The organism is Microbacterium sp. STRO-1N (assembly GCF_057748015.1).
The window spans coordinates 3496729-3522024 of sequence record NZ_CM173234.1; the positions used below are offsets into that span (position 1 = coordinate 3496729).

The 25296-nt window shown below is 68.6% G+C and carries 24 protein-coding genes and 2 pseudogenes; 18 read left to right on the forward strand and 8 right to left on the reverse strand.

Translation table 11 applies throughout. The annotated features are described in order from the left end of the window. Nucleotides 1-96: 96 nt before the first annotated feature. The 8 genes from AC3ANJ_RS16895 to AC3ANJ_RS16930 all read left to right on the forward strand — a co-directional run bounded on the left by AC3ANJ_RS16895 (nt 97) and on the right by AC3ANJ_RS16930 (nt 8722). Nucleotides 97-966, forward strand: coding sequence for a sugar phosphate isomerase/epimerase family protein (locus AC3ANJ_RS16895; protein WP_488317306.1), 870 nt, complete (start codon nt 97-99; stop codon nt 964-966). 192 nt (nt 967-1158) lie between these two features. After that, nucleotides 1159-2418 (forward strand): ABC transporter substrate-binding protein, encoded by a 1260-nt coding sequence (locus AC3ANJ_RS16900; RefSeq protein ID WP_488317307.1) that lies wholly within the window; start codon nt 1159-1161, stop codon nt 2416-2418. 61 nt (nt 2419-2479) lie between these two features. Then, nucleotides 2480-3445 (forward strand): carbohydrate ABC transporter permease, encoded by a 966-nt coding sequence (locus tag AC3ANJ_RS16905; RefSeq protein WP_488317308.1) that lies wholly within the window; start codon nt 2480-2482, stop codon nt 3443-3445. Then, complete coding sequence (locus AC3ANJ_RS16910; protein ID WP_406248630.1) at nt 3445-4296, forward strand: carbohydrate ABC transporter permease; 852 nt, start codon at nt 3445-3447, stop codon at nt 4294-4296. Before AC3ANJ_RS16905 ends, AC3ANJ_RS16910 begins: the two co-directional genes overlap by 1 nt. Nucleotides 4297-4298: 2 nt before the next feature. Beyond that, nucleotides 4299-6221 (forward strand): DUF8034 domain-containing protein, encoded by a 1923-nt coding sequence (locus AC3ANJ_RS16915; protein WP_488317309.1) that lies wholly within the window; start codon nt 4299-4301, stop codon nt 6219-6221. Further along, nucleotides 6218-7003: an RraA family protein gene (locus tag AC3ANJ_RS16920; protein WP_488317310.1), complete on the forward strand. Its 786-nt coding sequence runs from the start codon at nt 6218-6220 to the stop codon at nt 7001-7003. Before AC3ANJ_RS16915 ends, AC3ANJ_RS16920 begins: the two co-directional genes overlap by 4 nt. Beyond that, the gene (locus AC3ANJ_RS16925; RefSeq protein WP_488317311.1) at nt 6973-7920 is read left to right on the forward strand and encodes an aldo/keto reductase; all 948 of its coding nucleotides are present in this window, start codon (nt 6973-6975) and stop codon (nt 7918-7920) included. Before AC3ANJ_RS16920 ends, AC3ANJ_RS16925 begins: the two co-directional genes overlap by 31 nt. Nucleotide 7921: 1 nt before the next feature. Further along, nucleotides 7922-8722 carry an amidohydrolase family protein gene (locus AC3ANJ_RS16930; protein WP_488317312.1) on the forward strand — a complete coding sequence of 267 codons (801 nt, stop codon included), beginning with the start codon at nt 7922-7924 and terminating at the stop codon, nt 8720-8722. Here the strand turns inward: AC3ANJ_RS16930 and AC3ANJ_RS16935 are convergent. Further along, nucleotides 8701-9372, reverse strand: coding sequence for a GntR family transcriptional regulator (locus AC3ANJ_RS16935; protein ID WP_488317313.1), 672 nt, complete (start codon nt 9370-9372; stop codon nt 8701-8703). The two genes, AC3ANJ_RS16930 and AC3ANJ_RS16935, sit on opposite strands and share 22 nt — an antisense overlap. 81 nt (nt 9373-9453) lie before the next feature. After that, nucleotides 9454-13503, reverse strand: coding sequence for an Ig-like domain-containing protein (locus AC3ANJ_RS16940; RefSeq protein WP_488317314.1), 4050 nt, complete (start codon nt 13501-13503; stop codon nt 9454-9456). Nucleotides 13504-13623: 120 nt separating this feature from the next. Between AC3ANJ_RS16940 and AC3ANJ_RS16945 the strand changes: the two genes are divergently transcribed. Then, the gene (locus tag AC3ANJ_RS16945) at nt 13624-14691 is read left to right on the forward strand and encodes a shikimate kinase (protein WP_488317315.1); all 1068 of its coding nucleotides are present in this window, start codon (nt 13624-13626) and stop codon (nt 14689-14691) included. A 6-nt stretch (nt 14692-14697) separates the two neighbouring features. Here the strand turns inward: AC3ANJ_RS16945 and AC3ANJ_RS16950 are convergent, their stop codons facing one another. From AC3ANJ_RS16950 to AC3ANJ_RS16960, 3 genes are read right to left on the reverse strand one after another with little or no spacing between them, the layout of a single operon-like run. Continuing rightward, on the reverse strand, nt 14698-15117 hold the full coding sequence (locus tag AC3ANJ_RS16950; RefSeq protein WP_488317316.1) for an RbsD/FucU family protein: 420 nt from the start codon (nt 15115-15117) through the stop codon (nt 14698-14700). Then, entirely contained in the window at nt 15110-16078 is a 969-nt protein-coding gene (locus tag AC3ANJ_RS16955; RefSeq protein ID WP_488317317.1) for an aldo/keto reductase, read from the reverse strand. Before AC3ANJ_RS16955 ends, AC3ANJ_RS16950 begins: the two co-directional genes overlap by 8 nt. Then, entirely contained in the window at nt 16065-17354 is a 1290-nt protein-coding gene (locus tag AC3ANJ_RS16960; protein WP_488317318.1) for an L-fuconate dehydratase, read from the reverse strand. Before AC3ANJ_RS16960 ends, AC3ANJ_RS16955 begins: the two co-directional genes overlap by 14 nt. Nucleotides 17355-17479: 125 nt before the next feature. Here AC3ANJ_RS16960 and AC3ANJ_RS16965 point away from each other — a divergent pair, with 125 nt between their 5' ends. After that, complete coding sequence (locus AC3ANJ_RS16965) at nt 17480-18340, forward strand: fumarylacetoacetate hydrolase family protein (RefSeq protein WP_488317319.1); 861 nt, start codon at nt 17480-17482, stop codon at nt 18338-18340. Further along, nucleotides 18337-19095, forward strand: coding sequence for an SDR family NAD(P)-dependent oxidoreductase (locus AC3ANJ_RS16970; RefSeq protein ID WP_488317320.1), 759 nt, complete (start codon nt 18337-18339; stop codon nt 19093-19095). The genes AC3ANJ_RS16965 and AC3ANJ_RS16970 overlap by 4 nt, the downstream gene beginning before the upstream one ends. Nucleotides 19096-19113: 18 nt before the next feature. Here AC3ANJ_RS16970 and AC3ANJ_RS16975 read toward each other — a convergent pair whose 3' ends face one another. After that, entirely contained in the window at nt 19114-20004 is an 891-nt protein-coding gene (locus AC3ANJ_RS16975; RefSeq protein ID WP_488317321.1) for an amidohydrolase family protein, read from the reverse strand. Between the two features lie 47 nt (nt 20005-20051). Here AC3ANJ_RS16975 and AC3ANJ_RS16980 point away from each other — a divergent pair, with 47 nt between their 5' ends. Then, entirely contained in the window at nt 20052-20729 is a 678-nt protein-coding gene (locus AC3ANJ_RS16980) for a FadR/GntR family transcriptional regulator (protein ID WP_488317322.1), read from the forward strand. A gap of 12 nt (nt 20730-20741) precedes the next feature. Here AC3ANJ_RS16980 and AC3ANJ_RS16985 read toward each other — a convergent pair whose 3' ends face one another. Then, the gene (locus AC3ANJ_RS16985) at nt 20742-21413 is read right to left on the reverse strand and encodes a transaldolase family protein (protein ID WP_488317323.1); all 672 of its coding nucleotides are present in this window, start codon (nt 21411-21413) and stop codon (nt 20742-20744) included. A 93-nt stretch (nt 21414-21506) separates the two neighbouring features. On the opposite strand from AC3ANJ_RS16985, the gene AC3ANJ_RS16990 reads away from it, so the two are divergent. The 5 genes and pseudogenes from AC3ANJ_RS16990 to AC3ANJ_RS17010 all read left to right on the forward strand — a co-directional run. Beyond that, nucleotides 21507-22457, forward strand: a complete 951-nt coding sequence (locus tag AC3ANJ_RS16990) for a ribokinase (RefSeq protein ID WP_488317324.1) — start codon at nt 21507-21509, stop codon at nt 22455-22457. A 12-nt stretch (nt 22458-22469) separates the two neighbouring features. Next, a complete protein-coding gene (gene rbsD, locus AC3ANJ_RS16995; RefSeq protein ID WP_488317325.1) occupies nt 22470-22868 on the forward strand; it encodes a D-ribose pyranase in 399 nt (132 codons plus the stop codon). A gap of 1 nt (nt 22869) precedes the next feature. Next, nucleotides 22870-23682 carry a GntR family transcriptional regulator gene (locus tag AC3ANJ_RS17000; RefSeq protein WP_488317326.1) on the forward strand — a complete coding sequence of 271 codons (813 nt, stop codon included), beginning with the start codon at nt 22870-22872 and terminating at the stop codon, nt 23680-23682. A gap of 19 nt (nt 23683-23701) precedes the next feature. Next, complete coding sequence (gene cds1, locus AC3ANJ_RS17005; protein ID WP_488317327.1) at nt 23702-24763, forward strand: L-cysteine desulfhydrase Cds1; 1062 nt, start codon at nt 23702-23704, stop codon at nt 24761-24763. Continuing rightward, a pseudogene (locus AC3ANJ_RS17010) lies at nt 24654-24923 on the forward strand (ACT domain-containing protein); the annotation flags it as partial. The gene cds1 and the pseudogene AC3ANJ_RS17010, both read left to right, overlap by 110 nt. Here the strand turns inward: AC3ANJ_RS17010 and AC3ANJ_RS17015 are convergent. Next, nucleotides 24813-25055 (reverse strand): annotated as a pseudogene (locus AC3ANJ_RS17015) (hypothetical protein); the annotation flags it as partial. The pseudogenes AC3ANJ_RS17010 and AC3ANJ_RS17015 overlap by 111 nt on opposite strands. On the opposite strand from AC3ANJ_RS17015, the gene AC3ANJ_RS17020 reads away from it, so the two are divergent. Then, entirely contained in the window at nt 24954-25289 is a 336-nt protein-coding gene (locus AC3ANJ_RS17020; protein ID WP_488319303.1) for a glycine cleavage system transcriptional repressor, read from the forward strand. The pseudogene AC3ANJ_RS17015 and the gene AC3ANJ_RS17020 overlap by 102 nt on opposite strands. The last annotated feature ends 7 nt before the right edge of the window (nt 25290-25296 follow it).

The window sequence follows — 25296 nt, forward strand, 5'->3', positions numbered from 1 at the left end:
TGTACCTAAATGTATCTAAGGATCGTTCTGAGGGGAAGACCTGTAATAACATCTTCATCACGAGCGCACGACGGACGTGCGCGGAGAAGAGGGATCATGCTCATCGGCGCGCATGCACTGGTGTTCACCGGCACCTTCGACGAGGCAGGCCTGCGTCGCTCGGTCGAGGGGACGCGGGATGCCGGGTTCGACCTGATCGAGATCCCGCTGATGGACGTCGACGCCTTCGACTCGGCGCTGGCCAGACGGATGCTGGAGGACAACGGACTCGCCGTCGCAGCCTCCCTCGGGCTCACCGAGGCGACTGATCTGTCCAGCGATGACCCGGCGGTCGTCCGTGCCGGTGAGGATCTGCTCGAGCGCTGCCTCGATCACGTCGCGACGATGGGCGGCGATGTGCTGTGCGGCGTCATCTACTCCGCGATGCGCAAGTACATGGCGCCGACGACCGAGCGCGGCGTCGCGCACAGCCAGGACGCGATCGGTCGACTGGCCGGGAAGGCTGCGCAACGCGGCATCCGGCTCTCGCTCGAGGTCGTCAACCGCTACGAATCGAACGTCTTCAACACCGGGCGGGGCGGCCTGCAGTTCCTCGACGGCATCGACTCGGACGACGTCTCGCTGCACCTGGACACTTACCACATGAACATCGAGGAGTCGGATCTCTTCCAGCCGGTGCTCGACGCCGATCGGCGCCTCGGCTACGTGCACATCGGCGAGAGCCACCGCGGATACCTGGGCACGGGCAGCGTGGACTTCGAGACGTTCTTCCGCGCACTCGACCGGATCGACTACGACGGCCCGGTCGTGTTCGAATCCTTCTCCTCGGCCGTCGTGAGCGCCGAGTTGAGCAACACCCTCGGCATCTGGCGCAATCTGTGGGAGGACTCGAACGACCTCGCGGCGCACGCGAACCGGTTCATCCGGGATGGCCTGCACGCGGTGAGAACCATCGCGATGCACTGAGTCGACTTTCGGCGCACACCGCCCGATGCGACGCCCCGCCTGCCGACCTGGCGCAGGCGGGGCGATCGGCATGCCCTCGATCCGGGCACTGCGATCATTGAGCTGATGATCGCGGCTTCGATCTCTTCACAAACGATTATCGATTAGTGTATGTTCGTGACATCCCTCCCGTGCACCACGAAAGGATCAACGATGATCAAGGGCCGTCACCTCACCGCGCTGGGCATCGCCTCGGTCGCCTCACTCGCGCTGGCCGGCTGCGCCAGTTCCGCACCGGCGGACAGCGACGAGAAGATCGAACTCAGCGTGCTCGTCAATGTCACTCCGAACCTCACCGAGGAGTACTGGAATGACCTCGTCGCCCCTTTCGAGAAGGCACACGAGAACATCGACGTCGTCATCCAGAACCCCGGCGCCGAAGGCGTGCACGCGGCCGTTCCCCGACTGCTCGCAGCCGGGGACGCCCCGGACATCGTCCAGTCCATGGCACCCACCACCGAGATCGCGCCCGAACTGGTCGATCTGTCCCAGTACGACTGGGCGACCTCCGGCCCGCTCGCGGAGCAGTACACGATCGACGGCAAGTACTACATGGCCGGCATCGGCGTGCAACTGCAGAGCCTGTTCTTCTACAACAAGACCGCCTTCGCCGAGGCGGGCATCACCGAGACACCCACCACGGTGGACGAGCTCACCGAGGCGCTCGGCAAGCTGAAGGCCGCCGGCTGGACGCCCGTGCAGACCGGCGGCGACTGGATGACCAGCCACACGCTACAGGCACTCGGCCTCCCGTCGATCATCACCGAGTACCCCGACTGGTTCCAGGAGATGAGCGCGGGCGAGCTGACGTTCGGCGACACGTACAAGGAGGCCGTCGACACCTACGCGGAGTGGGTGGCCGAGGGCTACATCCCGAAGGAGGCCCTCGGCATCAAATATCCGGATGCAGAGCAGGCGTTCCTCTCCGGCAAGACCGCGGTGTACTCCATGGGCAGCTGGTTCGCGGGCACTCAGGCGAACGCGACCGAATCCGCGGACATCGGCGTCTTCCGCGCTCCCGCGTTCGACGCGGATGCGCAGCCGTCGATGGGCGCCAACATCGCCAGCCCGTACTCGATCATGCGCTCCAGCGAGCACCAGGATGCCGCGGCCGACCTGATCGAGTTCCTCGTCACCGATCAGGACGCGGTCAGCAGCCAGCTCGCCGTCGACGGCAACTTCCGTGACGGGTACGAGTACGAGATGACTCCGCTCGGCGAGGAACTGCTCGCGATCGTCGCCGACACCCCGGCCGACGCGTACACGCCTACCGGCAACGGCTACGGCGAGCGCACGCTGCCGTCGGAGTACTCCAACGAACTCAACACGCAGACGCAGGCCCTGATCGGCGGCACCTCCGCGCAGGAGATGCTCGACGCCATGGATGCGTGGTTCCTCGCGAACGCGAACTGACGCTCTGCTCCGGGTGCGGCTCGCGCCGCACCCGGAGCCCGTACGACAGAGGATCTCGAAGATGAGCCAGACCATGATCGCCCCACCGGACACCGCCGAGCCACCGGCCACCGCGACACCGCCTCCCCCGCGACGCGGGAAGTCGGCGGCCACGCGCGTGCGGGATGCCTTCCCAGGGTTCCTGATGGCGGCGCCCGCCGTTATCGTCTTCCTGCTCATGTTCGTGATCCCGATGATCCTCGCGTTCGTGCTCAGCTTCACGAACTGGAACGGTTACAGCCTGAACTTCACGTTCGTCGAGTGGGACAACTACCTGAAGGCGTTCCGGAACCCCCGCTCGGTCGACGCCGCCATCTTCACCGGGATCATCGCGGTCATCGGCACAGTCCTGTGCAATGTCGTGGGTCTCGCCATCGCCGCACTCATCTCGGGCCCCGGCCGATCGAACACCCTGCTGCGCACCGTCTTCTTCTACCCCTACGTCATCAGCGCCCTGATCATCGGCTTCCTGTGGTCGGCGATGCTCGCCCCCGAGGGTGCCGTCAACGGGATGCTGACGACACTCGGATTCCCCGCGATGCCGTTCCTCGTCGAGCCCGACTTCGCCAGGGCCTGCGTCATCTTCACCATCGTCTGGTCGCACTTCGGGTTCAACATGATCCTGTTCCTCGCCGGCATCAAGTCCGTACCGATCGAGTACTACGAGGCAGCGACGGTCGACGGCGCGACCCGGTGGCAGCAGTTCCGCAACATCACGCTGCCGCTCATCGCCCCCGTCTTCACCGTCAACATCGTTCTCACCCTGGTCGGGCTCCTCAAGGCCTACGACATCGTCCTCTCCCTCACGGACGGCGGCCCGGCAGGTTCCACGCAGACCATCGTCTACCAGATCCTCAAGGACAGCTTCGCGAACTCGAACCTCGGCTTCGGCGCCGCGCAGTCCGTCATCCTGCTCATCGTCACCGCCGTGCTGGGGCTGAGCGTCACTCTCATCCGCCGCCGCGCCGAGCGAAAGGTCACCGACTGATGAGCGCCCGCACCTCCGCTCCCGTCCCCGCCCGCGTGGTCCGCTGGATCATCCTCGGTGCTGTGGCGCTGCTCATGCTCGTGCCCCTGTACACGATGGTCATCAACGCCTTCAAGCCGCAGGCCGAGATCATCGCCAACCCGCTCGGCCTCGACCCGGCGACCTTCACCTTCGATTACCTCTGGGCGGCGATCACGAGCTCGAAGTTCAACGTCATCGCCGCGTACGGCGTGACGCTCCTCTTCGTCGCTCTCGTCAACGTCTGCTGCATCGCGCTCGCGGCACCTGTGGCTTTCGTCATCGCCCGCGGCCGCTCGAAGTGGCACATGGGGCTGCTGCTCCTGTTCGTCTCCGGCCTGTTCATCCCTGGGCAGGTGACGCTGATCCCCGTCGTCTTCGTGCTGCGCCTGCTCGGACTCATCAACACGATCCCCGGTTTCATCCTCTTCGAGACCGCAGCGACACTGCCCGTGACGATCTTCCTGTTCGCGGCCTACCTCCGCACGGTTCCGCGAGACATCGATGAGGCGGCGGCCCTCGACGGAGCAGGACGCATCAGGGCATTCTGGTCCTGCATCTTCCCCGTCATGCGACCGATCGTCGCCACCGTCGTCGTGCTGAACTCGATCGGGGTGTGGAACGACTTCGTCAGCCCCCAGATCATCCTCGGACCGAGTTCGGGCATCTACACCGTCACCACGGGTGTCTATGCGGCCGTCGGGCAATTCGCGACCGACTACACGGTCGTCTTCCCGACGCTGCTGCTCGCCGTCCTGCCTGCCATGGTGTTCTTCATCATCATGCAGCGGCACATCATCGGCGGTCTCGTCACCGGCGCGACGAAGGGCTGAGGATGTCGACGACCTCCCACACGACTCCGCTGAGATCGATGCCGGCATGGGCCGTCCTGCAGCGTCGGCTGTTCGACGAGATCGAGGACGCCAGGCGGCTCTTCGTCGAGCGCTACACGAACCCGGACGGGAGCCTGCGAGGCATCGCCGCCTTCGCGGACCGCGATGGCGTCGACGACCTGTACGAGCCGTTCTTCAACTGGCCCGCGTTCTATCTGCTGGGCGGGCCGGATGCCGCATTGATCGATGCCAAGCGGCACTGGGAGGGCGTCACCGCCCAGCTCTCGGCCGCCGGAATGCTGACGGACGAGTACGAGAACGGGTACGACTGGTTCCACCAGGGCGAGTCGGCGTTGCTCTTCCTCGGCATCTGCGCTGCCGATCCGGGCGATGAGCGCTTCGCTGAGCGTGCGCGTCGCTTCGCGGCGCTGTACACCGATCCCCAGCACGGGAACCACGACGTCGAACAGAACATCATCCGCGCCCCGCACAACGGCGCGCTCGGCGCGCGGCGCGGCCTCGAGGACGGCGTCCCGCAGCCGTATTCCGCCGCGCTGACCGAGATGCGCCCCTACGGACTGCCCGTGCAGGGCATCGACGGGATCACGGAGTGGGAGGATCTCGCCGATCCGGAGAACGCCCGCCGCATGGCCACCGAGATGCAGCGCCGGGCCGTGGGAGATGTCGCGGTGAACCTCGCCGCCACTTCGCTCGTCACCAACGCCTGGCTGTACGACGGGGATGCGCACTCGGCGACCTGGGTGACGCGCTACGTCGACGGGTGGATGGCCCGGGCGGCGGCGAACGACGGGCTGCTGCCGGACAACGTCGCCCCCGACGGAACCGTCGGCGGGCTTCAGGACGGACGCTGGTGGGGCGGCCATTACGGATGGGCATGGCCGCACGGGCTCCACTCCGTCGCCATGAGCGCCCTGATCGGCGGGCTCAACGCCGCACTCATCGCCGATGACGACCACCCGCTCGACATGGTGCGGATCATGCTCGACACGGTTCTCGATCACGGCGTCCGCGGCAGCGTGGACGCCTCGGACTACAGCCTGCGCGGCGAGTGGATGTTCAGGTTCGGCGAGGCCGCCGCCGATGACGGGATCCTCGTGCCGTATCGCCACGGTGCGGACGGCTGGTTCGACTTCGGCCCCCTCCAACTGGATCTTCCGACCTGGCTGTGGTGGTGGACCCGCTCGGATGCCGATCGTGCACGCCTGGACCGTGCGATCGACGGGCTGCCCGCGACCGCCGATCTCGTCGGAGAGTTCCGGGACAAGGAGGAGGCCGGTCACGAGGCCGGGTGGATCCGGTTCCTCGACGGGGAACTGCCGGACTATCCGGAGCAAGCGCTCGCGATGGCCCTCGGACAGGTGGCTCGCCGTGTCGCGCTCATGCGCACCGACGACGACGATCCCGACGGCGCGCACCTGCACTTCTGGCAACGGGTCAACCCCGTCGTCACCGAGGTCCTGTCCCAGCTCATCACCGGCACCCCGCAGGTGCTCTACAACGGCGGGCTCCCCTTCTCCGCGATCGACTACGCCGATGCCGACCTCGATCGCCCAGGGCTGCCGCCGGATGTCGCCGCGCTCGTCGACCATCTGGAATCCGGCGCCATCGGCATCCGTCTCGTGAACACGTCGACGACCCGCGCCCGCCGTGTGCGCGTCCTCGCCGGACGCTTCTCGCGCGCCCGCATCTCGCGCGCCACCGCCACCGGCGAGGGCGACGGCGGGTACCCGGGCCCGAGCGGCGCGTATGCCGGCTCCCGCACAGCACCGTCGATGCGGACCATCGACTGCCCGGACGGCACGCTGACCGTCGAGCTGGCACCGGCACACGCCGCCGAACTGACCCTCACCCTCACGCGGACCCCGTCCGCACCGCACCATCGCACCGACGAAGGAACATCATGAGCGACACCCCCCTGATCCGCCCCGACTTCACGCTGCCGGTCCGCGGGCCGATGTACGAGCGGCCCTCCGCCGAGCTGATGTCCTCGTTCGATCAGGTCTCCTCCGCCACGGCGTGCGCGAAGCTGCACGGCCTCGGCATCCGGCACAGCTACGTGGACGGGCCCGTCCCGCTCTCCCCCGGCCAGAGGGTCGTCGGCTCGGCGCTGACCCTGCAGTTCATGCCGCAGCGCGAGGATCTCGCCTCCGGACACGGACAGGAGTACGCCGAACGGCACACCGCGCTCTGGCACGTGCTGGAGGCCGTGCAGCCGGGAGACGTGCTCGTCATCCAGGCGTACGGAAGCAGGTTCTCGGGCTGCATCGGCGACATCCTCGCCCGCTACTTCGCGCGCAAGGGCGGCGCCGGCATCGTCGTCGACGGCCGGATCCGCGATTCGGGAAAGATCCGCGAGCTCGGCATCCCTGTGTGGTCCACCGGGACGACTCCGCACTACGCCTCGCAGTCCGAGCTCACCCCCTGGGGATACGACGTGCCGGTGGCTGTGGGCGGCTCGTTGTGCATGCCGGGCGACCTCGTGGTGGCGGACGACGACGGACCGGTCATCGTTCCTCGGGCGATGGCGTCGAGCGTGGTCGAATCGGCGCGCGACCATGAAGAATGGGAGGGCTTCAGCCGGCAGCGCCTGGATGAGGGCGCGCGCCTGAGCGATTACTACCCGCTGACCCCGGACAGCCGTGAGGAGTACGAGGCATGGCGTTCCGCGCAGAGCTCCGTCCGCTGACGGAGACCGACGACTTCCGCGACGATCTCGGGCTGGGCTGCGCGCCGATCGGCAACCTCTACACGGCTGTCGGCGACGATGACGCCGTCGCCACGGTCCACGCGGCGCTCGGCCACGGCATCCGCTTCTTCGACACCGCACCGAACTACGGAGCCGGCGAGAGCGAACGCCGGCTCGGCGCCGCCCTCGCGGGCATCGACCGCGACACCGTGACGCTCGCGACGAAGGTGGGCCGCATGATCGTGGATGCCGACGGCGCAGAGGTGCCCGTCGGTGCGAGCGGTGCCGGGCTGGTCAGCGACGTCGGCTACGACGCCGTGTGGCGCAGCGTCGAGGGCAGCCTGAAGCGTCTGCGCACGGATCGCATAGACCTGCTGCACCTGCACGACCCCGAGGACGTGGATGCCGCGCTGTCCGGTGCGATGCGCGCGATGACCGAGCTCCGGGACCAGGGCGTCGTCCGTGCGCTCGGCGTCGGGATGGTGCGGACGGCGCCGCTGACCCGATTCGCCGTGGAGGCGCCCGTCGACGTCATCATGGAAGCCGGCCGGCTGACCCTGTTGGACAGGACCGCCCTGGACGAGCTGCTGCCTGCGGCCGCCGCGCACGGCGTCGGCATCCTCGCCGCGGGTGTGTACAACTCGGGCATCCTCGCCGATCCGCGCGGCGCCGCGTACTTCGACTACCACCCCGCACCGCCGTCGACGGTCGCGACGGCGCTGCGGCTCGAAGAGGCCGGTCTGGGCGCGGGTGCGAGCCTGGCCGATGCCGCCGTGCAGTACCCCTTCCGGCACGGCGTCGAGGGCGTGATCGTCGGTGCCAGGACGCCGTCCGAGGTCGCGGCCTTCGTCGCGAGTGCGAACGCCAGGATCCCCGACGCGCTCTGGTGCGAACTCGACCGCATCGCCACCGGCTGACATGCGCGTCGTCGACGCCCACGTCCATCTCTGGGATCGCACGCGGCATCCGCTGTCCTGGTTCCGTGACGATATGGGGCTCGCACCGCGCGTGACGGCGGTCGACCTCGAGGCAGAGGCGGCCGTGGATGCCGCGATCGCCGTGCAGGCCGCCGACACTCTCGACGAAGCCGCCTGGCTCGCCGCGCAGGCCGCACAGAGTCGGATGCTGTCGCGCATCGTGCTGCAGTACTCGGCGGTGCCAGGCGAGTGGGCCGGCAGATCCGCCGCGGTGCTGAGTCCGTCGGTCGCCGGACTTCGAGCGGCGATTCCGCAATGTGCCGCGGACCTGTCCGACGTCGCCGGGCTGGACGCCCTGGCCGACGGCCTCACCCGCACCGACCGGGTCCTGGAGTTCCTCATCCGCCCGGAGCAGCTCGCCGGTGTCGCGGCGTTCGCCGACCGGCATCCCGAGCTGCGCATCGTGCTCTGCCATCTCGGGCTCGGAAACAGCACCCCGACGGCCCCCTGGCGCTCCGATCTCATCGAAATCGCGCTCCGGGGCAACGTGCACACCAAGCTCTCCGGCGTCCTCACCACTCGGACCGATCGCGAACGGCGAGAGATCTCGGATGCCGCAGTGGAGGCGTTCGGCCCGGATCGGATGATGTTCGGCAGCGACTGGCCGATGTCCGCTCGGCACCTCTCGCACGGCGAGGTGGTCGCCGCGACCGCGCGGATGCTGACCGGACTGGGTCCGGACGAGGCCGCCGCCGTCTGGCACGGCACCGCCGATCGGGTCTACGCGCTCGGCGCGTCCTGATCCTCGAGGAGCGTCCCGGCCGCGTGCCGGCGGAACAGGGCGGAAGCCGCGTCCGGATCTCCGGCGTCGAGAACGTCCAGGAGCCCGCGGTGCCAGTCGGCGACCTCGTGCCAGTCCCCCGTGAAGGTCGGGTCGCCGAGCACGTGCATGACGCGCAGGCTGGGTTCGAGCAGGTCCCACATCTTGGGGAGGTACACGTTGCCGCTCGCTTCGATCACGGCGCGGTGGAAGACGAAGTCGAGTTCGCGGAAAGCCGGCAGGTCGGAGTCATCGGCGGCCGCGTGCATCTGCTCGATGAGCGTGGTCAGCTCGATGCGGCGGTCCGCATCGAGGTTGCCGCTGGCCAGCCGGCCGGCGAGGCCCTCGAGTTCGACGCGCGCGATCTTGGCCTGAGCGGCCTCGTCGTCGGTGTAGGTCGCGACGAAGTTGCCCTGGTGGCGGATGTGCGACACGAGTCCCTCATGCGCCAGACGCTTCAGCGCGTCGCGCACGGGTGCCTGGCTGACCTCCAGTTGACGGGCGAGCTGCGATTCGACCAACTGCTCGCCCGGGGCGAGGCTGGAGTCCTTGATCATCGCCTTGATCATCAGGTAGATCTGGTCGGAGAGCAGCCCTCGCTGCAGTCCCTGCGGAGCCAGTGCTTCTGCCATACCCACCATCTTACGTTCATTATCGACTATCGCTAATGGCGCGGCTCACGAACCTGAAGGTCCGTGAGCCGCGCCACCGGCTCACTTCTGCTTCTTCTTGATGGACACCGTCAGTTCCACCGCGCTCCCCTCGTACGCGATGGACAGCTTCTGGTGCGGACGCACCTTTCCGCTGTCGAAGCCGGTCACCATCTCGGGAGTCACATCGACCCTGGTGGTCGTGCCATCGCTCCAGGTGACGTCCAGGATCATCCCGGTCACGTCCAGCTCCTCGCCGACGAGGTACTTCACCTTGGGCGCGGCGTCCGCGGCCCACGCCACCCCCGCCACGGTGGCCGGCGGTGCGATTCTCGTCAGCGTGATGCTGTTCTGTTTGGCGTAGTGATACACGTTGAAGAACCCGTCGGCGCCAATGCGCAGGTTCTCTCTGGCATCCAGCCGATTCCACACGGTCTTCCCGTCCACCTGGAGGACGATGCGTGTTCCGGTCCCCTCAGCGACCGCCCCGAACGCGATGCGATGCGTGCTTCCCGGCTCGATCGCCGTATTCGGGATGATGTCGAGCATCGTCTGCCCCGGACTCCAGCTCTGGAACTCGATCGTGTCCTCCTTGATCACCGCGAGGTACCCGGTGTTGGAGTTCTGCCAGGCGGGGATGCCGGTCTGATCGGACCGGACCTGGAAGCCGTACCAGCCGCCGTCGAACGCTCCGAAGGTCGCGTCGAACTCCAGCAGCCCGTCTCCGAAACGCTCGGTCTCGTAGCCGTGCACTCCCTCGGCGCCTACTCGGATCGTCCCCTGATCGAAGTCGACCTTGTCCGACTGCGTCCAGTTCGCCGCATCGGCGAGCTGGTCGCCGAGCGCCACCGTGGGGTGCTCGGCATCCGCGACCGTCACCACCGTCGTCGCCGAGATCGACGGGTCGGCGACCGACGTGGCCGTGATCGTCGCCTCACCGGCGGCGAGCGCGGAGACGGTGCCGTCCGCGACCGATGCCACGGCCGGATCGCTGCTGGACCAGGTGACGCGAACGTCGCTGGCGTCCTGCGGCGACACCGTCGCGATCACCGGCCGGCGCTCACCGGTCTGCAGGGCGAGCTCGGCGGCGTCGAGGGCGATGCCGTCCACCGGGACCGCCGAGATCGAGAAGCCGATGTCGTCGAAGTCCAGGTGCGAGAAGCCCTCGGTGTAGAACCCCACCTTCCCGGCGGCACCGGGGGCCGGATCCGTGCCCTCGAGCACGACCTCCCCGTTCACCACGATGCGGATCGCACCGTCCTGCACGGCGATGCGGACATGGCTCGTCGCCGCGGCCGGCAGCGCCTTCGCCGGATCGAGGATGACCTCGCCGACGGTCTGCCACGCGTTGTCGAAGATCGTCCAGGTCGGGCCGGCCGTCGCATTGCGGTAGCGGATGTAGCCGCCACCGGCGCTGTTGCGGTTGTAGACGATCATGACCGCGTTCGCGGGGATCGTCTCGGGCGTCGTGACGTCGAAGTCGAGCACGAAGTTCGTGAAGTCCCGCGGCAGCTGCGAGTTCGCGCCGTTCACGATCCGGTAGACGTGATCGCCGCCCTCTGCGGTGACGATGCTGCGGTTCGGGTCCGTCAGCCAGCCGTTCGGGCCGTCCTCGAAGTCCGTGAAGTGCAGCACGCCGTCGCCTTCGCCGACAGTCACCTCGAGCGTGTCCGTGATCCCGGCATCGGATGCCGCGGTCACCGTCACGGTCGTCGAACCGGGCGCCATGCCGGTGAGCTTCCCGCCGTCGACGGTGACGATCGCCTCATCGGCCGATGCGTAGACGAGGCCGGCGTCATCCGCGTTCCACGGCAGAGGCGTCGCCCGAACGAGCAGTTCCTTTCCGACGTCGAGCGCGACGGCCTCCGCGTCGAACGCGACCGCCTCGAGCGGCACCGACTCGGGCGACTGCGTCTGTCCGATGTGTCCCTTCGTGCCGATCTCGCCGAAGCCGATGTCCTCGAATCCGGGGATCTGCGAGAACACCGCCGCATCCTCGGCCAAGCGGTAATCGCCGTTCGCCGCATCGACGAATCCGGGGTCGGCGTCGCTCACCCAGTTGCTGTCGTAGTTCAGCAGCTCGTTGACGTCTCGTGCCCCCTGCGCGTTGACCTGCGACTGGCGAGGCACGGTCGGGTTCCACACGACGTTCCTGGCGAACGTGCTGTGGTCGGGGAAGTAGTGGTTGTCCTCGAAGAAGTGACCGAGCTCGGGGTACTTCTCGAGATACGGCGTGCCGACGAAGTCGTTGTTCTCGGCGAACACCTTCTCCCACTCCGGCATGTACGCACGGTCCACGGTGTTGCCCTCCTGATCGCCCATCCACAGCTCGTAGTTGTCGTAGGGCACGTTCGCGTCGACGAAGATGTTGTTGGTGGCCTCGATGTAGTCGGCCGATCCGCTCTTGATGGCGCTGTTGCCCATGTTCACGAAGATGTTCTTCTCGATCGTGAGGTCCCAGGTGAAGTTGTCGGCGTAGATCCCCTCGACTCCGGCCATGCCCGCGCCGATGTCATGGAAGTAGTTCTGCCGGAACACGTGCCCGCGCTGCTGGGGCGTCATCCCGGAGTTCATGTAGATCGCCCCGAGGTCGTGGAACGTGTTGCAGACGTCGTAGACCTCGTTCTGCTCGAACAGGTGATCGTTGCCGTGCACGATGATGCCGGGGTGCGGGGCGTCGTGGATCTCGTTGCCGCGGGCCACGTTGCCGACCCCGTCGAACATCACGCCGGGGTTGTATGCCTTGTGGTAGTAAGCGAAGTCCTGGATCTCGGAGTTCTGCACGCTGTTGTTCCCCGCCGTCAGGGTCGTCTTGTCGCCGCCCTGCAGCACGACGCCGACTCCGCCGATGTGGCTGAGCTCACTCGCGAGAACGGCGTGGTCCTTGCCGCCGCGGTTCACGGGGATGCCGTCGTAGGTGTATCGTCCCGGCGAGTTGATGAGCACGCCGCCGTCGGTGAAGTTGCGGATGTCACTGTGCTGGATCGTCACGTTCGAGCCGCCGAGGACGACGGCGGCCGTGGCGCGCCCGTACTCGAGCACGAGATCGTCGAAGGTGATGTGCGAGGCGCCGTCCGCGCGGATCATCGGCTCGTCGAGCGTGGTCACCACCGGTGCACCCCGCCCGGCGAGGAACGCGGCGTTCGGCACGAGGTACAGCTTCCCCGCGGCCCTGTCGATGTAGTACTCCCCCGGGGCGTCGAGCTCTTCGAGGAGGTTCTGCGCGAAGTGGAAGTCGGGGAACCAGCTCTTCATGATTCCGGACATCTCGCCGTAGCGCAGGGTGATGGTCTTGGCCTCGGTGTCGATGGCCTCGATCTTGTTGTAGGACCACTCCCAGCTGTAGCCGAAGATGCCGTCCAGCCAGACGTCCTCGGCCTGGGTCCAGTGCTGCGGACGGTCGTACGTGTAGGTGAACGTGCCGCCGCGCTCCTGCAGGTCGGCATCCGCGCGCGTGGGGCCGGGATCGATGATGTCGCCCATCTGCACCGTTTCCTTGGCCGCACCCGCGTTGGGCCAGCGGGCCAGCGTCATGCCCTGCCCGTCGATGTAGAGCTCCATCGGCGGGGTGCTGCTGACGTCGTTCGCCTTCCAGTAGCCGTGACGGCTGAGCTGTCCGTAGTCGTCGATGCCGAGCGCTGCCAGGTCGATCTCCCGGATGTCGTCCCTGGCGGACTCCTCGATCACGCGGTCCAGGACCGCCTGGTCCTGGGTCAGGTGGAAGTCCTCGTACGAGAGGGCCTGACCGCCGGTGAGCGTCGCCACTTCGCCGGGGTAGGAGCGGTACACGATGGGGGCATCCGCTGTGCCGGAGTCCTCGGCGCCGAGCGCGAAGGACGCGGAGCGCTGATAGCTCCCTTCGCGCAGGTAGACGGTGGCCCCGTCCGCGGACAGCGTGCCTGCCGCCTTGCGCTCGCGGATGACGTCGCGGGCCGCTTCGAGTGTGGCGAGCGGTGCGTCCACGGAGCCGGCTGCCGTGTCGTCGCCACCTGGGGCGATGTAGATCACGTCCCCCGGCGGCTCGTCGACCGCGGATGCGGGATCGGGGTGGAGCGCCGGCAGTGCCGTCGCCACCAGGGCGGTCAGGATCAATGTCGTCGCAGCTCGCTTCATCGCGGTCTCCAGACTCGGGGCGTCGTGCAGCGGTGCACGACAGGGGTGGATGCGCCCACCTTAGCGTAATCGATAATCGACTGACAAGTATCGATTGAGCGTCATCGCTACGCTGAACCGATGCTCCCCCTCCTCTGGCTGACCGGCCCCTCCGGCGTCGGCAAATCCACCGTCGGCTGGACGCTGCAGCAGCGCCTGTCCCACGCCGGCGTCACCGCGGCATTCGTCGACGCCGACCAGCTCCGCAACGTCAGCGGCGTCGAGATCGGCGAGGATGTCTTCATCGCCGACGGACTCATGGCCCTCGAGCCGCGCTTCCGCGCCGCCGGAGCCGAACTGCTGATCGTCGCGGGGATCATGGACGACGAATCGCACCTCGCGCGCCTGCTGCCCGACGCTGCCCGCGGGGACGTGCGCGTGATCCACCTCGGCGCGGCGGACGACGCTCTGGTCGACCGCGTCGAACAGCGCGGCTGGAATGTCGAGCTCGCGCCGGAATCCGTCGCGTACGCGCACGGGTTCGACGCGACCTGGGTCGACCTCTCCGTCGACACGACGCATCTGCCGGCCGCGCAGGTCGCGGATTCCCTCGGCGGAGTCGCGCGCGAACTGGCCGACTCGCCCGTCGCCGGGCGCCCGCTCCCGCCTGAATCGGATGCCGCGACCACCGTCACCCTCCTGACCGGCGCCGGTGGCGTCGGTGCCTCGACTGCCGGATTCCTCGCGTTCCTCAAGAGCGCGTGGGCCGGCGAGCGCGTGGGGTACATCGACAGCCACCAGGTCGGGTTCCTGGGCGACGATCCGATCGCGCAGGCATCGCTGCGCACCGAGAACACCCTCACCCTGGCGCGCGTCATGGCCGCCAGGGGCATCGAGAGCCTCATCGTCACGGGCGATGCCGCAACCGCCCGCGAGCTCAGCCGGGCCCTGCCGGCCGCGCGCACACTCTGGCTGCACGCCTCACCGGACGCGATCGCCGCACGGATCCGCGCTCGCGCGGCAGGCGGAGGGCCCCCGCTCGTCGGGGACCGGCGGCTCGGGTTGAACGACGCCGAGGTCACGGCATCCGTCGCAGTGTCCGTCGCTGAGGCGGCCGACCCCGGCATCCGACCGGCGGAGAGCATCGTCATCGACACAGACGGACGCTCCGCGGAAGAGGTCGCCGATCAGATCATCGCCGCGCGATAGCGGCCGTCAGGCGGAGGCGTGCCCGACGACACCCTTGCGCAGCAGCGCGTTGCCGTATTTCCGCGTCTCGCCGGTGCGGACCATGAGGTACGCCGCCTTCGCGACGTCGTAGTAGGCGAAGCGCTCGACGAAGCGCGTCGTCGTCTCGACGGTGCCGGCCGCCGCCATGAGTTCGCGCTGCACGTCGAGCACCGCGGCATCCGCCGACTCCATGAGGTCGAGCCCCGGCGCATCGTCCAGAGGCAGCACCGTGCGGATCGCCGCGACGACTTCGGGGGTCGTGGTGCCAGGGAGATCGACCACGCGTGCGCCGAGAGCCCATGCCGGGAAGTGCGCATCGGCCACCACGACCGAATCGGAGTGACCCATCCGGTCCAGGTGCAACAGCAGCTCTCCGGTGAGCAGCGGGTGGATTCCCTCAAGCATCCGCACCTCCGGGGATGAGTCCTTCGTCAGCGAGCTCCGCCCACAGATCGGCAGGGATGCCGAGGGCAGCGTACTCGGCATTCTGGCGCAGCTGGGCCGGCCGGCTGCCGCCGACGACGACCGAACGCACGCTCGCGGCCTGCAGCGGGAACTGGATCGCCGCCGCGGGGAGCGGAACGTCGTGGGCGCGGCAGATGTCCGCGATCCGCACCAGACGTGCCCACAGCTGGTCCGGCAGCGCCCCGTATTCGTAGCGTCCGTCGCGGCGCGGTTCGCTCTGCGCGAGCAGCCCCGAGTTGAACACGGATGCCGCGACGATCCCCGTTCCGGTGTCATCGCAGGCCGGAAGCACGTCGGCGGCGGCCGGCTGCTCGAGCAGGGTGAAGCGTCCGGCGACCATGATCGTGTCGAGGTCGGCTTCGCGGACGGCGCGTGTCAGAGCCTCCGAGACCATCGATCCGATGCCGATCTCGCTGACCTCGTGCTCAGCGCGCAGACGCTCGAGCGCCGGGAACGCACTGTCGATCGCGAGATCGAGGTCGTACCGTTCCGGGTCGTGCAGGTACAGCATGTCGATGCGCTCGAGGCCGAGCCGCTCGCGTGATTCGTCGAGGCTCGCGCGGATCCCGGCATCCGAGAAGTCCCACACCCGCATCAGGTCGTCGCGCACGTGGAAGTCGTGCGCGATGTCGAGCCCGCCGGTGTGCTGCGGGTTGGGACGCAGGAGCCGGCCGACCTTGGTGGAGAGCACGAACTCGTCGCGCGGCTTCGTCTGCAGGAACGCGCCGAGTCGCCGCTCGGAGAGTCCGAGTCCGTAGTGCGGCGCGGTGTCGAAGTAGCGGATGCCGCTCTCCCATGCGGCGTCGAGGATCTCCCACGCCTCGTCATCCGTGAGCGCGCGGAAGAGATTGCCGACGTTCGCGGCGCCGTACCCGAGCACCGGAAGCTCACGCGAGGGCATGCGCACCCGTCCAGGTGTAGGCGGCGATGCTCTCGGCCTTCATCTCCATGCCCGCACCCGGCGCCGTCGGCGCCATGTACGACCCGCCGCGGATGTCGGTCGGGACGACGAAGTGCTCGTGCAGGTGATCCACGTACTCGATCATGCGGCCCTCGCGCGTGCCGGTGACGGCGACGAAGTCGAACATCGACAGATGCTGCACGGCTTCGCAGAGGCCCACGCCGCCGGCGTGCGGGCAGACCGGAATGCCGAACTTCGCCGCGAGCAGCAGGTTGGCGATGTTCTCGTTGACGCCGGCGACGCGCACTGCATCGATCTGCATCACGCCGATCGCGTCCGCCTGGAGAAGCTGCTTGAAGATCACCCGATTCTGCGCGTGCTCGCCGGTGGCAACCCTGATCGGCGCGATGCCTCTGGCGATCTCGGCGTGGCCGAGCACGTCGTCCGGGCTGGTGGGCTCTTCGACCCACGCCGGGTGGAACTCGGCGAGCGCATTGACCCACTCGATCGCCTCTGAGACCTCCCACCGCTGATTGGCGTCGATCGCGATCGGGAAGTCGGGACCGACGACCTCGCGCGCCTTGCGGAACCGGCGGATGTCGTCCTCGAGGTCGGCACCGACCTTGAGCTTGATCTGCGTGAACCCGTCGGCGATCGCCTCGCGTGCGAGGCGTTCGAGCTTCTCGTCCGAATATCCGAGCCAGCCGGGGCTCGTGGTGTACCCGGGGTATCCGCTGGCGAGCAGCTCCTGTTCGCGATCGGCTCGGCCGGGCACGGCTGCCCGGAGGATCTCGAGCGCGTCCTCGCGGGTGAGGGCGTTGGTCAGATAGCGGAAATCGACCAGGTCGACGATCTCCTCGGGGGTCATGCGCGCGAGCAGCTGCCACAGCGGGAGCCCGGCGCGTTTTGCCTTGATGTCCCACAGCGCGTTGATCACGGCCCCGATCGCCATGTGCATGACGCCCTTCTCGGGTCCCAGCCAGCGCAGCTGCGAGTCTCCGATGATCGCTCGGAACGTGCCGCCCATGTCATCCAGCAGCGGCTCGATCTCCCGACCTGCGAGATGGCCGGCGAGCGCGTCGATCGCCGCGACCTGCACGTCGTTGCCCCGGCCGATGGTGAAGACGAACGCATGACCGGCATCCCCGGCATCCGTGCGGATGACGACGTACGCCGCGGAGTAGTCCGGATCGGGGTTCATGGCGTCCGAGCCATCAAGGCTCAGCGACGTCGGAAAGCGGACGTCGGCGGTCTCGAGTGCGACGATGCGGCTCACGGTTCCCTCTTCCTTGCGCAGCGCTGATCGATCTGCGCGGATCTCTTGGAGTGTAAACATCCGATGTCTATACTGTCAATGACAACGGCCGTCGAACGGCCACTCCCCGACGAAGCAGGAGAATCATGAAGTTCGCGCGGCTTGGCGCCCCTGGATCCGAGATTCCCGTCCTCCTGGACGGCGATCGTCACCTCGACCTGCGACCCGTGACATCCGATGTGAACGGGGATTTCCTGTCCAGCGACTTCCGCGCACGGGTCGCGTCGGCTCTGGATGCCGGTGAGCTGACCGAGCTCGCCGGAGCAGCCGAACTGCGCATCGGCGCCCCCATCGCGCGCCCGAGCGCGGTGATCTGCATCGGCCAGAACTACGCCGCGCACGCTCGGGAGTCCGGAGCGGAGCCGCCCACGATCCCGATCATGTTCCTGAAGACCCCCAACACCGTGGTCGGGCCGAACGACGCCGTCACGATCCCGCGCGGCAGCGAGAAGACGGACTGGGAGGTCGAGCTCGGCATCGTCATCGGCGAGCGCGCCGCGTACCTCGACTCGCCTTCGGAGTCGGATGCTCACATCGCCGGTTACGTCGTCGCGAACGACGTGTCGGAGCGGGCATTCCAGATGGAGGTCTCCGGCGGACAGTGGTCGAAGGGCAAGATCGCGTTCGGGTTCAATCCGACCGGCCCCTGGCTCGTCACCCCCGACGAGGTGGACGTCGACGAGCTGCGCCTGCGCAGCTGGGTCAACGGCGAGCCGCGCCAGGATTCGAACACGAACGACATGATCTTCGACGTGCGCACGATCGTGCACCACCTTTCGCAGTACGTCACGCTCGAACCGGGCGACCTCATCCTCACGGGAACACCGCAGGGCGTCGCCTTCGGCGGGAAGTTCCCGTACCTGAAGGCGGGCGATGTGGTCGATATCGAGATCGACGGCCTCGGACACCAGCGGCAGGAGTTCGTGGCATGGGAGGCAGCGGAATGACTCTTCGACAGGGCGGGCGGCTGGAGGGCCTTGTCGCGATCGTCACCGGTGGTGCCTCCGGCATCGGCGCGGCGATCGCCGAACGCCTGCACGCCGACGGCGCCGAGATCGCGGTACTGGATCTGAACACCTCAGGTACCGCGTTCGCCGCATTCACGGCCGACGTCTCCGATCGCGCGTCGGTCGACGCCGCCGTCGCCGCCGTGGCCGAACGCTTCGGCCGCATCGACATCGTCGTGAACAACGCCGGCATCGGCGCGGTCGGCAACATCGCCGCGAACGACGACGACGAGTGGGCGCGCGTGCTCTCGATCAATGTCACCGGCATCGCGCGCGTCACGACGGCGGCGCTGCCCTGGTTGCGGCGCTCGCCCGCCGCCGCGGTGTGCAACACGGCATCCATCGCCTCGACGACCGGACTCCCGCAGCGCGCGCTGTACACGGCATCCAAGGGAGCTGTCTCCGCGCTGACGCGGGCGATGGCCGCCGACCACCTTCGCGAGGGCATCCGCGTCAACGCCGTGAACCCGGGGACCGCCGACACCCCGTGGGTCGGTCGCCTGCTGGACCAGGCCGCCGACCCGGCCGCCGAGCGCGCGGCGCTGGAGGCGCGCCAGCCGCACGGACGACTCGTCTCGCCGCAGGAGGTCGCGGCCGCTGTCGCCTATCTCGTCGGGCCGGATGCCGGATCCACCACCGGCACGTTCATCGAGGTCGACGGCGGCATGGCGCAACTGCGGCTGCGCGCGGAGTAGGAGCGAAGCGCTCCGGGATCAGCCCAGTCCGTAGAACTGCGCGGCGTTGCGCCAGAGCACCGCATCGACGTCGAACGCGCGCGCGTCCGCCCACCGGGCGATCGTGCGCGTCCAGGTCGGGATCGCTGCGGCATCCACGGCCAGCCCATCGCCGCCCGACCAGCCCGCAGCCGTCACGGCCGACACGGGCCAGTCGCTGCCGATCATGATCCGGTCGGGCCCGAAGGCTGTCGCGACGACGTCCAGGAAAGGTTCGACCTGCGCGGCGCTCCACGAGCCGCCCGCCTCGGCCGGAAGTCCGGAGAGCTTGCACGACACCTGCGGACGCGCCGCGAGCTCGGAGATCGCGTCGACCCACTCGGCGTCCGGCACGAGCGGGGCGGACGCCGTGCCGACGACCGGCTTGCCGAGGTGGTCGAGCACGATGCGCAGTTCGGGCTCGGCATCCGCCAGGGCGATGACGTCGCGCAGCTGCGCCGCACCGCGCACGCAGGCGTCGAACGTGAGGCCGTGCCGGACGAGCTCGTGCGCTCCGGCGCGAAAGACCTCGGTGACCGCGAAGCCGACCGGCTCGCCCTGCAGCAGGTGGCGCACCCCGACCACGAGTGGGCGACCGGCGACCACGTCGAGGTAGCGGCGGGTCTGCTCGCCCTGGTCGAGTCGCGCACCTGCGACGATGCCGCGCACGCCGATGCTCTCGTCCAGCGACGCGACCCAGGCGACCTCATCCAGGAACTGCTCGTCGACGCAGGCGGCCTGGACGAACACGGCGGCATGCTCGACGGCGTCCTCTCCGCGCGCGGCCCGCAGAGCCTGCGCATCGAACCGCGCACGCAACGGACCCTCGAGCCAGGGGTAGTCGAGGCGGGACGGATCCCACATGTGCAGGTGGGAGTCGAGAACGCGCATGTCCCCATCCTGCCGCAGACATCCGATCACTGTGCGAGGATGACCGCATGGCAGTCACGGACGAGGCGATCGAGAAGATCAAAGCGATGATCGTGTCGGGCGAGCTCGCCCCCGGCGACCGCCTCCCGCCCGAGAAGGAGCTCGCCGAGCGCCTCGGCCTGTCGCGCAATTCGATGCGCGAGGCCGTCAAGGCCCTCGAGGTCATCCGGGTGCTCGATGTGCGACGCGGCGACGGCACGTACGTGACGAGCCTCGAACCCCACCTCCTGCTGGAGGCCATCTCGTTCGTCGTCGACATGCACGACGACGACTCGATGCTCGAGATCTTCGCGGTGCGCCGGATGCTGGAGTCCCAGGCCACCGGCCTCGCCGCGACCCTCGGCGACGGAGAGCACGTGCAGGCCCTGTACGACGAACTCGACAGCATCGATGCGGATGTCTCGATCGACGACCTCGTCGCGCACGACATCCGCTTCCACCGGGACATCGTGCGGATGGCGGGCAACGCCTACCTCGCCAGCCTCATCGAGCACCTGAGCAGTCAGACCGTGCGGGCGCGTGTGTGGCGCGGACTCACCGAGCAGGGCGCCGTCGAGCGCACGCTCGCCGAGCATCGCGGGATCGCCGACGCCATCGCGCAGCACGATCCGAATCTCGCCACCTCGCTCGCCACCGCGCACATCGCCGGTGTCGAGCGGTGGCTGCGCCAGGCAGCGACCCCCTGAGTCTGGACCGGGCTACGCCCCGAGCCTCACCATCGCCGCGTCGAACTCGGCGGCCGACGCGTCGCTGACCTCGTGGAACAGCACCTCGTCGATCACGTCCGGCGCGGCGGTGAAGCAGGGCACGCCTGCCAGGCGCAGCGAGACGATGTCGGCGGCCGAACGAAGGCTGGCCGCCAGCACGTTCGTGGGGCTGCCGGCGCACACCTCCTGCATCTGCGGGATCAGCGCATCGCCGTCGACTCCGGCTTCCCGCAGCCGACCGAGGTAGGGCGCGATGTACTGCACGCCGATGCTCGCGCAGGCCAGTGCCTGCGCGACCGAGTACACGGCAGTCACGAGGACGGCGGCCCCGTCTCGGACCAGAGCGGATGCCGCGGCGAATCCCTCCGCGGTCGCCGGAACCTTCACGGCGACCCGATCTCCGAGGGCCCTGATCCCTTCGGCGTTGCGCAGGAAGGAGGCGGCGTCGCCACCCCAGGTCTGGAAGAAGACCTCGCGCGCGCCCTCGTCCACCCAGCGCGCGTAGAGCTCGGGGATCTCCGCCGCGCGCCGACCGCCCCGCTCGAGGATCGTCGGGTTCGTCGTCACTCCGTGCACGACGCCCGCGGCGAGCAGGTGCGAGACGCGCGTGACGTCTGCGCTGTCCACGTAGAGACGCGGCGCGATCGGGGCAGGCTGAGTCATCGGATCTCCTCGGGCGCGCAACCTGTCGTTACAGGTTGGATCTCGGCTAATGTTATGGCAGCAGACGGCGAAGTCAAACACCACAGGAGCGCAATGACCACCGCATCCCTCGACGAGCGCTCGGGCGTCGTCATCGTCGGCAGCGTCACCGCCGACGTGACCACCTTCTCGCAGCGACTGCCCGCCAGGGGCGAGACGATCCTCGGCGACGAGTTCACACTCTTCCTCGGCGGCAAGGGCGCGAACCAGGCGGTGGCGGCCGGTCTCGCCGGCGCCAGGACGAGCTTCGTCGGATGCGTCGGCGACGACCTGTTCCACGACCTCGTCGTCGACAGCCTCGGCGACGCCGGCGTCGACCTGACGCATCTGCGCACCGTGCCCGGTCCGACCGGGATCGCCCACATCCGCGTCGACGCATCCGCCCAGAACGACATCGTCATGGTGCCACTGGCCAACGCGCATCTGAGCACCGAGCAGATCGACGCAGCCCTCGACGCACTGGCGCCGTCGACGGGCGTTCTGCTCACCCAGCTCGAGACGCCGTCGGCGCTCACGGCGCACATCGCCTCCCGCGGTCGCGAGCTCGGCTTCACGGTGATCCTGGACCCGGCCCCGGCCACGAACCTCCCGCCCGAGGTGTGGGCGAATATCGACATCGTCACGCCGAACGAGACCGAGGCGTCGCTGATCAGCGGCATCGAGGTCACCGACCCCGCGTCCGCCGAACGCGCCGGCCGCTGGTTCCTCGCACAGGGGGTCGGCGCCGCCGTCATCACGCTCGCCGCGCAGGGTTCGAGCGTCGTCACGGCCGACGGGGCATCCTTCGTCCCGCCGCTTCCGGTCGAGGCCGTCGACACCACAGCGGCCGGCGACGCGTACGCCGGCTATCTCGGGGCCGCCCTCGCCGTCGGGGCCTCCCTCACCGACGCGGTGCGCCTGGCCACCGCGGCCGGCGCCCTCACCGTCACCAAGCAGGGCGCCTCGCCCAGCCTTCCCCGCCGCGCGGACGTCGATGCCCTCCTGGCGTCGCGGATCACGCACTGAATCGGAGCGAACATGCGAAAGACCGCGACGACCATCAACCCTGCCCTGTCCAGGGTCATCAGCGAGACCGGGCACACCGACCTCATCGTCGTCACCGATGCCGGCCTGCCGATTCCTCCGGGATCGGAACGGATCGATCTCGCCTATCGTCCAGGCGCTCCGGCCTTCTTCGACGTGCTCGACACCGTGCTGGCCGAGATGGTCGTCGAGCGGGCGACGGTGTCCGCCGAAGTCGCCGAGGTCAGCCCGCACGTGCTCGAACAGCTGCGCGAGCGGCTCCCCGGCATCGAGATCGATCTCATCCCGCACGAGGACTTCAAGGAGCGCACGCACGCGGCCAGGGCGTTCGTGCGCTCCGGCGAGTTCACTCCGTACGCCAATGTCATCCTGCGCGCCGGGGTGGCGTACTGACATGGCGCGCATGGACGAGATCGATCGGCACTCCGCCGCCCCGATGTACGACCAGCTGCGACAGCTGATCATCGACGGCATCGCCCGCGACGGCCTGCAGCCCGGTGATCCCCTCCCCGGCGAGCATCGGCTGTGCGAGCGCTACGGAATCTCGCGCACCGTCGTGCGCCAGGCGCTCGCGCAGCTCGAGCACGAGGGACTGGTGGAGCGCGTCAAGGGCAAGGGCACCTTCGTCTCGCGTCCTCGGACGAGCGAGAGCCTCGTGCACACGCTGGTCGGCCTGTACGACGACGTCGCCCGCCGCGGCGGTCATGTGCACAGCGACGTCCTGCGCCATGAGCGGGAGGATGCCGATGACGAGGTCGCCGCGGCCCTCGAGGTCCCGGTCGGCACGCCCGTCGTGGCGCTCGAGCGGCTCCGCTACGTCGACGACGAGCCGTGGTCGCTGTCGACGACGTGGATGCCGGACGACGTGGGCGCCGTGACGCTCGGCGTGGACATGAGCGAGGCGTCCCTCTACCGCCTGCTCGATGAGCACGGCATCCACGCCAGCCATGGTGTGCGCTCGGCGGAGGCGACGGTCGCGACGCACGAGCAGGCGCAGCACCTCGGCGTCAGCGCCGGCTCTGCCCTGCTGCGGCTGCGCAGCATCAGCCGCGACGCCGACGACCGCCCGATCGAGTTCTTCATCGCGCACCACCGCGGCGACCGGTCGCGGTTCGAGTTCCAGCTTCGACGCGAGCAGTCCGAAGCGTCACTGCTGCACATCGACGGTACGGGCGGCGCATCTCGCGCCGGCACCGTCTCGGTGTGACCCCGTTACGCTCGAGACCATGACCTCCTGGACCAGCACTGCGATCACCCTGCTGGATGCCGATGCGAACCGCAGCGCCGATACGCACCTGCACGTGTTCCCGCTGCCCGTCGAGTGGGGCATCGATCTGTACCTCAAAGACGAATCGGTGCATCCGACCGGGTCCCTCAAGCACCGGCTGGCCCGCTCGCTGATCCTGTACGGGCTCGTCAACGGCCGTATCCACGAGGGCACGACGCTGGTCGAGGCATCCAGCGGGTCGACGGCCGTGTCGGAGGCGTACTTCGCGCGGATGCTGGGGCTCGACTTCGTCACGGTCGTTCCTCGGTCGACGAGCCCGGAGAAGATCGAGCTGATCGAGTTCTACGGGGGCCGCTGCCATTACGTCGACCGCGCACCCGACATGTACCCCGAGGCCGAGCGCCTCGCCGCCGAATGCGGCGGGCATTACCTCGACCAGTTCAGCTACGCCGAACGCGCCACGGACTGGCGGGGCAACAACAACATCGCCGAGAGCGTGTTCAGCCAGATGGAACGAGAGCGGCATCCGATCCCGTCCTGGATCGTCGTGGGCGCCGGGACCGGCGGGACCAGCGCGACCTTCGGCCGCTACGTCCGCTACCGCCGGCACCACACGAAGGTCGCCGTCGTCGACCCAGAGGGCTCGGCGTTCTTCGGAGGCTGGAGCACCGGCGCGCCCGATTACACGACGGGAACACCGAGCCGCATCGAGGGCATCGGGCGTCCCCGCGTCGAGCCTTCGTTCGTCCCCGGGGTCATCGACGAGATGCTGCAGATTCCGGATGCCGCGTCGGTCGCGGCGATCCGACTGCTGCAGGAGCGCACGATGCACTGGGCCGGCGGCTCGACGGGCACCAACCTCGTCGGGGCCTTCCAGCTGATCGCACGGATGCGCGCGGCGGGCGAGACCGGAAGCGTGGTCACCCTGATCTGCGACGGCGGGGCCCGTTATGCCGGCACCTACTACTCGGACGAATGGATCGCCGCGCAGGGCTGGGATCTCGCACCCCACCGGGCTCGGATGGATCGCTTCCTCTCGACGGGCGTCTGGTCCGAGTGAGGGCTACGCTTCTGGCATGACAACGCTCATCCTCACCGTCGTCGGTTCGGATCGTCCAGGGCTCGTCGCCGCCGTCGCCGACATCGTCGACGAGCACGGCGGCAACTGGGAGAACAGTCAGCTCGCCGAGCTCGCCGGCGCCTTCGCCGGCGTGATCCAGGTGTCCGTGCCCGATGACAGCCGCGCAGATCTGGCGGCCGCGCTGCGCGAGCTGGACGGCCTGCTGACGGTCGCCGTGCACGCCGGTTCGGATGCCGCGGATGACTCCGAGGCCCGACCGATCACTCTGCAGATCCTCGGCAACGACCGTCCCGGGATCGTCCGCGAGGTCTCCGCCGTCCTGAGCACGCACGAGCTGAGCATCGAGAGCATGACGACCGAGACGCGGGATGCCGCGATGGCCGGCGGACGCCTGTTCGAGGCATCCGTCGTGGCCGAGGTTCCGGCATCCGCCGACCTGGACCTGCTGCGCGCGGACCTCGAGCGCCTGACGACCGAGCTCCAGGTCGACATCACGCTGGCATAACCGCCAC

Coding starts and splice junctions, on each gene's coding strand:
- AC3ANJ_RS16990 (WP_488317324.1), top strand. CDS start 21,507: ATGACCACCGCATCCCTCGACGAGCGCTCGGGCGTCGTCATCGTCGGC.
- AC3ANJ_RS16970 (WP_488317320.1), top strand. CDS start 18,337: ATGACTCTTCGACAGGGCGGGCGGCTGGAGGGCCTTGTCGCGATCGTC.
- AC3ANJ_RS16985 (WP_488317323.1), bottom strand. CDS start 21,413: ATGACTCAGCCTGCCCCGATCGCGCCGCGTCTCTACGTGGACAGCGCA.
- AC3ANJ_RS16900 (WP_488317307.1), top strand. CDS start 1,159: ATGATCAAGGGCCGTCACCTCACCGCGCTGGGCATCGCCTCGGTCGCC.
- AC3ANJ_RS17000 (WP_488317326.1), top strand. CDS start 22,870: ATGGCGCGCATGGACGAGATCGATCGGCACTCCGCCGCCCCGATGTAC.
- rbsD (WP_488317325.1), top strand. CDS start 22,470: ATGCGAAAGACCGCGACGACCATCAACCCTGCCCTGTCCAGGGTCATC.
- AC3ANJ_RS16980 (WP_488317322.1), top strand. CDS start 20,052: ATGGCAGTCACGGACGAGGCGATCGAGAAGATCAAAGCGATGATCGTG.
- cds1 (WP_488317327.1), top strand. CDS start 23,702: ATGACCTCCTGGACCAGCACTGCGATCACCCTGCTGGATGCCGATGCG.
- AC3ANJ_RS16915 (WP_488317309.1), top strand. CDS start 4,299: ATGTCGACGACCTCCCACACGACTCCGCTGAGATCGATGCCGGCATGG.
- AC3ANJ_RS16925 (WP_488317311.1), top strand. CDS start 6,973: ATGGCGTTCCGCGCAGAGCTCCGTCCGCTGACGGAGACCGACGACTTC.
- AC3ANJ_RS16935 (WP_488317313.1), bottom strand. CDS start 9,372: ATGGCAGAAGCACTGGCTCCGCAGGGACTGCAGCGAGGGCTGCTCTCC.
- AC3ANJ_RS16955 (WP_488317317.1), bottom strand. CDS start 16,078: ATGCCCTCGCGTGAGCTTCCGGTGCTCGGGTACGGCGCCGCGAACGTC.
- AC3ANJ_RS16910 (WP_406248630.1), top strand. CDS start 3,445: ATGAGCGCCCGCACCTCCGCTCCCGTCCCCGCCCGCGTGGTCCGCTGG.
- AC3ANJ_RS16965 (WP_488317319.1), top strand. CDS start 17,480: ATGAAGTTCGCGCGGCTTGGCGCCCCTGGATCCGAGATTCCCGTCCTC.
- AC3ANJ_RS16905 (WP_488317308.1), top strand. CDS start 2,480: ATGAGCCAGACCATGATCGCCCCACCGGACACCGCCGAGCCACCGGCC.
- AC3ANJ_RS16975 (WP_488317321.1), bottom strand. CDS start 20,004: ATGCGCGTTCTCGACTCCCACCTGCACATGTGGGATCCGTCCCGCCTC.
- AC3ANJ_RS16940 (WP_488317314.1), bottom strand. CDS start 13,503: ATGAAGCGAGCTGCGACGACATTGATCCTGACCGCCCTGGTGGCGACG.
- AC3ANJ_RS16945 (WP_488317315.1), top strand. CDS start 13,624: ATGCTCCCCCTCCTCTGGCTGACCGGCCCCTCCGGCGTCGGCAAATCC.
- AC3ANJ_RS16895 (WP_488317306.1), top strand. CDS start 97: ATGCTCATCGGCGCGCATGCACTGGTGTTCACCGGCACCTTCGACGAG.
- AC3ANJ_RS16930 (WP_488317312.1), top strand. CDS start 7,922: ATGCGCGTCGTCGACGCCCACGTCCATCTCTGGGATCGCACGCGGCAT.
- AC3ANJ_RS16950 (WP_488317316.1), bottom strand. CDS start 15,117: ATGCTTGAGGGAATCCACCCGCTGCTCACCGGAGAGCTGCTGTTGCAC.
- AC3ANJ_RS16920 (WP_488317310.1), top strand. CDS start 6,218: ATGAGCGACACCCCCCTGATCCGCCCCGACTTCACGCTGCCGGTCCGC.